At 54.6% G+C, this 7252-nt stretch carries 9 protein-coding genes, 1 tRNA gene and 1 pseudogene; 3 read left to right on the top strand and 8 right to left on the bottom strand.

The features are described from left to right. From ACYX34_RS08710 to ACYX34_RS08695, 4 genes are all read right to left on the bottom strand, one after another. Positions 1 to 1696, bottom strand: a 1696-nt coding sequence (locus ACYX34_RS08710; RefSeq protein ID WP_462076160.1) for a glutamine--tRNA ligase/YqeY domain fusion protein, incomplete at its 3' end; no start/stop codon positions are given. Positions 1697 to 1783: 87 nt separating this feature from the next. Then, positions 1784 to 2209, bottom strand: a complete 426-nt coding sequence (locus ACYX34_RS08705; protein ID WP_462076159.1) for a DUF6941 family protein — start codon at positions 2207 to 2209, stop codon at positions 1784 to 1786. A 145-nt stretch (positions 2210 to 2354) separates the two neighbouring features. After that, the gene (locus ACYX34_RS08700) at positions 2355 to 2873 is read right to left on the bottom strand and encodes a hypothetical protein (protein ID WP_462076158.1); all 519 of its coding nucleotides are present in this window, start codon (positions 2871 to 2873) and stop codon (positions 2355 to 2357) included. 429 nt (positions 2874 to 3302) lie between these two features. Further along, entirely contained in the window at positions 3303 to 3509 is a 207-nt protein-coding gene (locus ACYX34_RS08695) for a hypothetical protein (RefSeq protein WP_462076157.1), read from the bottom strand. Positions 3510 to 3904: 395 nt separating this feature from the next. Between ACYX34_RS08695 and ACYX34_RS08690 the strand changes: the two genes are divergently transcribed. Then, positions 3905 to 3982 (top strand) — tRNA-Glu (locus ACYX34_RS08690). A gap of 99 nt (positions 3983 to 4081) precedes the next feature. Then, the gene (locus tag ACYX34_RS08685; protein WP_462076156.1) at positions 4082 to 4312 is read left to right on the top strand and encodes a hypothetical protein; all 231 of its coding nucleotides are present in this window, start codon (positions 4082 to 4084) and stop codon (positions 4310 to 4312) included. Here ACYX34_RS08685 and ACYX34_RS08680 read toward each other — a convergent pair. Next, positions 4253 to 4603, bottom strand: a pseudogene (locus ACYX34_RS08680) (tyrosine-type recombinase/integrase); the annotation flags it as partial. The gene ACYX34_RS08685 and the pseudogene ACYX34_RS08680 sit on opposite strands and share 60 nt — an antisense overlap. On the opposite strand from ACYX34_RS08680, the gene ACYX34_RS08675 reads away from it, so the two are divergent. After that, on the top strand, positions 4589 to 4885 hold the full coding sequence (locus ACYX34_RS08675) for a hypothetical protein (RefSeq protein ID WP_462076155.1): 297 nt from the start codon (positions 4589 to 4591) through the stop codon (positions 4883 to 4885). The pseudogene ACYX34_RS08680 and the gene ACYX34_RS08675 sit on opposite strands and share 15 nt — an antisense overlap. 291 nt (positions 4886 to 5176) lie before the next feature. Here the strand turns inward: ACYX34_RS08675 and ACYX34_RS08670 are convergent, their stop codons facing one another. The 3 genes from ACYX34_RS08670 to ACYX34_RS08660 form a co-directional block, all read right to left on the bottom strand. Further along, a complete protein-coding gene (locus ACYX34_RS08670; protein ID WP_462076154.1) occupies positions 5177 to 5464 on the bottom strand; it encodes a helix-turn-helix transcriptional regulator in 288 nt (95 codons plus the stop codon). A gap of 238 nt (positions 5465 to 5702) precedes the next feature. Continuing rightward, positions 5703 to 6911 (bottom strand): AAA family ATPase, encoded by a 1209-nt coding sequence (locus ACYX34_RS08665; protein ID WP_462076153.1) that lies wholly within the window; start codon positions 6909 to 6911, stop codon positions 5703 to 5705. Continuing rightward, positions 6911 to 7237, bottom strand: coding sequence for a hypothetical protein (locus ACYX34_RS08660; protein ID WP_462076152.1), 327 nt, complete (start codon positions 7235 to 7237; stop codon positions 6911 to 6913). The genes ACYX34_RS08665 and ACYX34_RS08660 overlap by 1 nt, the downstream gene beginning before the upstream one ends. Positions 7238 to 7252 lie beyond the last annotated feature (15 nt).

Raw genomic sequence — 7252 nt, 5'->3', positions numbered from 1 at the left:
GAGCTTGCTGAGCCTTTTCAACCTTGGCCCATGCATCTTTGAGCGACACGGTCCGATTGAAGATGAGGGTGCCGGATGATGAGTCCGGGTCAACACAGAAGTACCCTTGGCGCTCGAACTGGAATCGGGAGGCGGGTTCGGCGGAACGAAGGCTTGGCTCAACCCAGCAGTTGGTCAGCAGTTCAAGAGACTGTGGGTTCAAGGAATGTGTCCAGTCTTGATCGGTTGCAGGCTGTGTTTGGTTGGTGAGCAATAACGGCTGATAGAGACGGATGGTCGCTTGAACGGCATGCGACGCCGAGACCCAGTGAATGGTAGCCTTCACCTTACGCTGCTCCTGCGCGGATCCGCTTTTGGTGTCAGGATCGTAGGTGCAATGGAGTTCGGTGATCGCACCGGTTTGCGGGTCCTTCGTTACACCGACGCACTTGATTATGTACCCATAGCGTAGCCGGACCTCACGACCTGGAGCCAGGCGATAAAACTGTTTCGGCGGATCTTCCTTGAAATCATCCTGCTCGATGTACAGGATTTGTGAGAAGGGCACCTTCCTGGTTCCGGCGGATGCGTCTTCAGGATTGTTTACGGCCTCAAGCTCTTCGACGAGACCGTCCGGATAGTTATCGAGCACGACTTTCAACGGGCGGAGCACCCCCATCACACGCGGGGATCGTTTGTTGAGGTCCTCCCTGATGAAGTGTTCAAAGAGCTGCATCTCGACGATCGCGTCGCGCTTGGCGACGCCGATGTGTTCGCAAAAGGCCCGAATCGCCTCAGGAGTCACGCCTCGCCGACGCAGACCTTTCAAAGTTGGAAGACGAGGATCATCCCACCCGGTAACCAGTTTCTTCTCAACCAGTTCGAGCAGTTTTCGCTTGCTCATGACGGTCGAGGTGAGGTTCAGTCTGGCAAATTCGATCTGCTGTGGGAGATGGGGCGTATCGGCTTCAGCGACCACCCAATCGTACAGCGGGCGGTGATCTTCAAACTCCAGGGTACAGATGGAGTGCGTAATGCCTTCGATTGCATCGGACAGCGGGTGGGCAAAATCATACGAAGGGTAGATGCACCAGGTGGAGCCGGTCCGATAATGGGTCGCATGGCGGATTCGGTAGAGAATTGGGTCGCGGAGGTTGATGTTGGGAGAACCCATATCAATCTTGGCGCGTAATACCTGGGCTCCATCGGGAAACTCTCCGGCTCGCATGCGTGTAAACAGACTCAGATTCTCCTCGATGGATCGGGCTCGGTATGGACTGTCACGGCCCGGTTCGGTGAGCGTCCCACGGTGCTCTCGAATTTGATCGGGCGTTAGGCTGTCCACGTAGGCGTTGCCTTTCTGTATCAGGACAACCGCGAAGGCATAGAGTTGCTCGAAATAGTCGGAGGCATAAAACATCTTACCGTGCCAATCAAATCCCAACCATCGGACATCGTCCTGGATCGCCCGCACATACTCGGGATCCTCGGTCGTGGGGTTTGTATCGTCGAATCGGAGATGACAGATCCCACCGGATATCTCACTGGCCAACCCAAAATTCAGGGCCATGGATTTGGCATGACCGATGTGGAGATAGCCATTGGGCTCGGGAGGAAATCTGGTGACAACCCGGCCTCCGTGCTTGCCTGCCGCATGGTCAGCGACCACGAGATCGCGAATGAAATTCGAAGCGGATGAAGACTCTGGTGTCGTCATGGCGTCTTGTCGACCCCGGTTGTGTGGAGGCGGCGTTCAGGGAGGAGTTCTATCACAGACGGGGTGAAGAGAGGAATGGGGGAGCCGCTAGGCGGCAGGTTCAGTTGCAGTGGGATCCGGTGCCAACATGACGTTGAAATCCTTTTGAGCAAGGAGATGGCCCTCCATCAGGAGGCGGAATTCATAGCGACCGGGTGCCGGAAGGATGAGGAGCGGGATGTTAATACCGAAATCAGAGATTTGGAGACGGTCGCCGATTTCGATATTGGGAAGGGTGGCTCGACAGACTAGTTGTTCCGAGTTGAGATAGATCAGGTCGATATCAAAGTGATAGAGACCTTCAGCGTCGGTGAGGCAGAAGTAGAGCCCCATATGTTGATGGTGGAAAGGGAATGAGACAGTCTGAAGATGAGTGAAGATTCCGATCAGACTCTTCTTTTTGGTGAGGCTATCCTCAATGACTTGGTCGCAGACGAGAAATGCTTGCACGGACGGTTTGTGGATATCAGTCATGGGCCTATTGTAGAGAAGTACAGAGGCGAGGGCAAAACGGTTTTTGATTGTCTGCGACAATGAGCTGGCCAACAGGAAATTCTCAAGGAAGGGGAGAGAGAAGGACGCACCTGAGCAGGTGAGGGATTTGCGACGATCAATTCAATTAGCCGAGGATGGCCGGGCCGCCTCGCATTTCCAGGACCTCTCCAAATAGCGTCGTGTGAGCGCCGATTCGACAATAGTGCGGCGTGATTTCAACCGGTATGCCCTTATGCGAGAACAGTTTTCCGCTGACGAGGTCCACTCTGTACACGGACACCATGTGAGCCTCAAGCACCGGATGCCCGGACTGCAGATCTGACAACTGAACAGCCGGCAGGGTTTGACCGTGAGACGTCTCTACAGCAAATCGCCCGTGTTCATTGAATGTAAGACCGTTTCGGCGCAGGTGCCCAATACGAATACCCTGCTCGTTGTAGAGATCAAGAGTGATGAGGAGTTGACCGAGCTCCGGCTTGAGTTCAACGACGAGTTGCTCTTTTCCGTGAATCGTGACGACGCCGTTGGTGTTCCGGAAAATATTAGATCCGATCCGAAGTTCGAGCCGCGGCTTCGGCAACACTCCCATCGCCGGCGAACGAGAGAAGGGATCGGTCCCGTGAAACGGCACCGACTCACCCATTTAGCAACCTCGAACCGCAACGACCTCGGGTCGTGTGAAGCAGGTATAACGCATAGGAAGTGTCGTGAAAACACTTATCAGGCTAGGCGTTCTGCCTTCTTCTGTCAAGTTTGTCCGATGTAGAAATGCCAGGTATTATGGCCCCATGCAAAAGGCCCATGGCGAAGATCCCAAAGGGCTCCGTTCAAGAGGAGTGTCCGTCCGTGCCGGCCTCTTGCCATGTGCTGATTCTCCCATTCCCAACAGGGGATACTGAATCCAGAGTGTGCATGGCCGTCCACACTCCTAACCTGTCTCAGCGAGCAAGGCGCAGAACGGAGTTGCAGTCCGCCCTCCTGATGAAGGCTGTTGGAGCTGAACTTCCCTGTCATCTATATCTGATTTTCGTCAGAGCGACGTATTTCGGCAGAATAAAACGAATGGAGTGACTTAAGGAGTCGACGCGCTTTCATTTCCGTTGCTATCCGTCGCCGTCACGCAGATTTTCACGGATTGTTCCTTGCCAGCCTTTATTGGGACAGTAATGGTCTCGGAAATTTCTCCGCCGCCGGACGGGTGCGTCGCTGGCACGTCCTTCGCGAGGGATCGTCCGTTACCAAAATCGTAGTAAATGCTTGTCTTGGCTAGGGTTGTCAACGAGCCTTCTTTCGCGGTAAGGGATGGCTCTCTATAGGAGACATGAACTGTTGGTTTTGTCGCACTAACGTTCGCTTGGACTGTGTTAGGGCACGGGAAGGTGCTTGGGCGGATTGCTGCGCAGCCGCAGATACTTATTCCGAAGCAGAGAAGAAAAGCAAAGGCGAATCGAATGGGTGTCCGTTGACACTCGATCCTACTGGCGCGGGCTGGGGCGAACACAAAGATTCTCCTCACAACCGGATCCCTTTGTGATAGTCACCTTGTGACACGCGTGGGTGAAGACTGCAACTACTTGTAAGCTAAGTGTGGGGGATGTCGCAAGCTATGCCCAGGTGATTCGTTGCAAAGGGAAAACTGCTTGTGCTACGGTCCTCCTTTCAGAAGGTACGGCTGGTCCCATCGTCTAGCCTGGCCTAGGACGGAGCCCTCTCAAGGCTTAAACACGGGTTCGAATCCCGTTGGGACCACCACACATTCTCCTTCCGTTCCAATGAGTTAGCAACCTTTACCTGTTCCGGTGCTTCTTCAATCCGACCTCCATAGGACAAGCCATAGGACAAAAGGGCGTTGTGAAGCAGGGAAACGGCGGCTCGGAGCTGCTGATTCCAGCCGTATCCGCCATGCGAATAGGCGGCGGTCATGGATTCACCTCCAAGTTGATCGTGTCCCATTCCTCGGAGCCGATGCCCCAGCAAGGCGGCTCGGACCTCAAGCGGAACACCGAGATTCTGCAGCCAGGTGGCAAAGGTATGGCGGAGATCATGGAAGTGGAGGTCGGCCACCTTCGCTTCCACCACTAAACGCTTCCAGAAGATGCTAAAGGCGGCTGGAGTCCATCGCCTGAAGATTCTCCCGTCCACATGGGCGATCGCCCCGCGTAGGGCCGCGTAGGCGGCAGGATTGAGGGGGATTTCACGAGGTGTCTGCTTCAATCGGCTCCGAGCTGGTGGGAGGATCAACCACCAGCCGTCATCTCGCTTCCGCATCCAGGTTCGATCGATCTCTAAGATTTTGGCTTCTCGGAGTCCGGTATTGAGGGCAACCGTGACAATCCGCCAGAGTTCCGCCGGGTCGTATTGGTTCGCCTGCATCACCTTGGCTCGGCGTTCATCCGCTTTCAACTTGATCGCCTTGAGCTCTTCCGTTGTGGCCACTCGCTCACGGGTCGCCACATCGGGGAGTTCGACTCGCTTGAGCCGGTTCTTGTCCAGTTTGTCGAAGTTGACGGCCAGGTTGAGGATCCGCATCAGCACGTTCCACTCACGCCGAATCGTCCAGTGTGCCGCCTTCGCTGCAAGCCGGGCCGTGATGTAGGTGAGGCCGTCCTCAGCCCTCAGGGAGTCCAAGGGACGCTCACCGAAGCGTGGAAGTAAGTGGGTCTCGATGATCGATTCCGGTCGGGCTAGATCAAACCGCCTCTTCACACGCATCGTTTGCCAGTACAAGGGGAGGAAGTCTTTGAGGGTGGGGGAGACATGCCGGGGAGTCACCTGCTGCTCGTCCCGCTGAATTTTGCCGATCATCGCAATCGCCGCTTCCTCGGCCTGCTCCTTGGTCAAGTTGTACCCGAGCAGGGGGCGATAGCGTTGTCCCTTCCAGCGAACGTACAGATCGAATGCCACACCCTTCTGAGTTCGCCGTGTTTTGATGGTGTACGCCATGTGCTACCGATATCGGGCGTTGCGATGGTAAACACGTCCTACCTGAATGTCCATGACCTCAGGACGGCCTTCAGTGTGAGATTGAACCATCTGAGGCTCTGGGACTAGGGCACCTTCGTCTATGCTTCCTCCCATACGCCCTTGCTTCAGCCATGCTTCCAGCTCCTCCTGATCAAACAGCATCACGCGAGAGCCAGGCCTGCGGTACCGAGGAATGTCTTTCCGCTGATAGAGACTCGAGCGGGACATCCGGAGAAACTGGGCTGCCTCTGCAAGCGTAAGGGGTTTCATTCTCCGATTCCTTTTTACGGTACCGTCGTCTTTTCCCTATTCTCCGCCACACCGTAACAACGTCCCCCCTTATAAGGGGGGGACTGTTACGTTACGCTGCAAAATATAAGTGTTACGCATACTGTTACGCTTCGCTAAACCATTGAATCTAGAGAGAAGCCCGTTCATTTCGTCAGCTCTGTTACGGGCGTTACGATCTGTTACGCTACGAAGATTGTTACGCAAGACTGTTACGCTCCTATTTCGAGCTAATGACAGACCATTTGCCGTCAGACAACTTGGACCACTTCCGGCGATCGTGCCGGTTGAGAGTGACACGTACAGTTGTATGATCTTCACTTAATTCCGTCGCAATCTCTTTAGCGGTTCTCGGCATCCCGTCTTCTAATAAATTCCTGATCCGTGATGGTATCGGCAGAGATGCGTCCTCATGGCCCTCGGCCTCTGCTTGTGGATCGAACATGCTCACGCGGCAGGCATTGCCGCTGAAATCAAACGCCAAGCCTTTGGGCTGTTGAAGGGCCCCGAAGTTGATCTTTCGATGGATCAGCGTGATGCGCTTCTGCTCGTCGGTCTCATCCATCAACTCTACCTCGTATTGATTTCGGCAGAGATTCTGAAAGAATACGTTGCCATAGGCCGTCTTGGCGTCCGTGTTCTTTGCCACATGGGATAGCACGATCGACGAGCAACCCATTGTCCTTAAGGCCCGTTGCAGTTGCTTTGGGGCTTGGGTGCTGTTGAGGTCGTCGCCACAGGCCATGATCGCGCTGTCGATAATAACTAACTTGATCCCCTTCTCATGAATCTCGCCAGTGATGAATTCCACCTCCTCGTGGAGGGGTTGGTTGCAAGCACGATAGTAAGGTGCAAAGACGCTCAGCTCTGGATGCCCTTTATAGAGACGCGTAAGGCGTGTCCCAATCGTCTCAGCATCTAATTCCCAATCCAGGTATAGCACCGGGCAGGATACTGCTCGGAGGCCGTTCTGATTTGCCCCATGGCAGGCGAGGAGGGCGAGATAGAGCGCTAGATACGATTTACAGGACCCCCCCGGCGCGTAGATCAATGTTTGATGTTTCTGATAGACAACTGGATTCAAGAGGAACGGAACATTTGGCTGATCGTGGGGCTGCAGTACGATGACCGGCTCGCCTCTCCTGAGCTCGCTCAAGCCCAATACACACACGGTCTCAAGAACGGTCTCCCAGCTGAGAGCTACAAGCTGATGTTTCCGGTCGAGCTCTTTAGCGAGTTGTGACCGGCTTCGTCCGGACAGCAAATTGATTGATTGTTGAGTGAGAATGCCCTTGCCATTAACCGCGACAACTTCCGCTTTCGTCTCCCCGCTAGTCTCTCGGATACGGGAAAGGCTGAGCGTGATTGAGTGGCTCGGCCAATCGAAGGAAATGGTGTTGTTGTGCCGAGTCAGCGCAGGCTCTGTCATTACCGCATCACCACCGGTTCAAACGCCGCTGGATTGTGCTTCAGGCGTTGAGGCTCACGAGTAATGTTAGGCGCTGTTGTTCGAGAAATTCTGTGGAGTTGTTCGTTCTGCGACCGTAGTTCTGCATTCTCTCGCTCCAGTTCCTCGAGCCGTCGAACTAAAGGATCGGGAGGAAGGAATCTCGGCAGATATTGAGAAATCGCCCGTTCCACGAGAACAAAGCAGGCCTCACAAACACACCCAACATTGTGGCCAATGGATCGAAGTCGATGGTACGGCGGAAGGTCAGATTGTGTCAGGTGCTCGAAGGTGATATTGTTTCGCATCGCTGATTTCCTTTC

The sequence above is a fragment of the Nitrospira sp. CMX1 genome, from assembly GCF_054902215.1.
Note: the sequence above shows the minus strand (reverse complement) of the source record. Positions and strands in the feature narration are given on the sequence as shown.